Origin of the sequence: Enterococcus italicus DSM 15952, assembly GCF_000185365.1 — a bacterium.
In the GTDB taxonomy this organism is placed as follows: Bacteria; Bacillota; Bacilli; order Lactobacillales; family Enterococcaceae; genus Enterococcus_G; species Enterococcus_G italicus.
This window is the reverse complement of the sequence record NZ_GL622241.1, coordinates 294414-295392: the sequence shown is the minus strand read 5'-3', so window position 1 is coordinate 295392 and position 979 is coordinate 294414. Positions and strand designations below refer to the sequence as shown.

The following is a 979-nucleotide window of genomic DNA, read 5'->3' as shown; positions in this document are numbered from 1 at the left end:
TATCATACAGTAGTTAATGGGTTGGCTTTGCAAGCTACCTTAAGAATGCTAGTACTCCCTATATTTTTGTTTTTAGTATTTTTATCTATTATAAGTGGAATGATATCAACTTTATAATGAGGACTTTCAGAAAAATAACTGTATTTTTCGCGGTTGCTTCTTTAATTTTTCATTTTATATATATTTTTTTAACTAATTCTTTGTTTATAAACCTATCGATAGATTGGGGAAGAATTAAATCAATCGGAGGTAATTCTCCATTTTATTTTGTTGCACAACAACCTATTGTATTTTTAGGGAAGTTATTGCCTAGAAATACTGGAATATTTAGTGAGGCCCCAATGTATAGTTTGGTACTAACGCTAGCTTTGATGTCGTATCTATTAATTGAGAGAAAAAAATTTATACTTGATTTTACTTCAATTATTTTGATGATTACTATTTTAACAACTACTTCTACAACTGGAGTTATAAGTGTGTTAATGCTTTATCTTTTTATGAATATATCAAAGACCAGTAATAATTATATTGCCATGTTCATTTCTATTCTCGTTATCACACCTATAGTAATTTATGGTGGCTACAATATAATAAGTGCTAAATTTGCTCAAGGAATTGCATCTACATCAGTAAGGTTAGACGATATTCATGCAGGATATATATCGTGGCTAGAAAAACCTATAATGGGACACGGATTTCAAAATAGCATATTAGCTATACAGTCTAAAATGGCAATTGGTCGAATAATAAATTTACAAGGAAATTCAGGGTTTTCTAGTGGTATTTTTTCATCTTTGAATGAAATAGGGTTAGTTGGAACAATTATTTATGTATTAATTCCATTGATAGTTTACTCGCTTTTAGGGAAATTGAGATTTATTTTTGTTATTATCTTCTTTTTTATTTTAATTAACACTATTTTTTTTGGGTCATATATATACATGTTATTCATTTGTATGATGATTATAGAATTTTATAC

General features: G+C 27.8%; 1 protein-coding gene. It reads left to right on the top strand.

The genetic code is table 11. From position 1 onward, the window contains the following. Positions 1–341: 341 nt before the first annotated feature. On the top strand, positions 342–979 hold a 638-nt coding region (locus tag HMPREF9088_RS12040; protein ID WP_211205536.1), incomplete at its 3' end, for an O-antigen ligase family protein.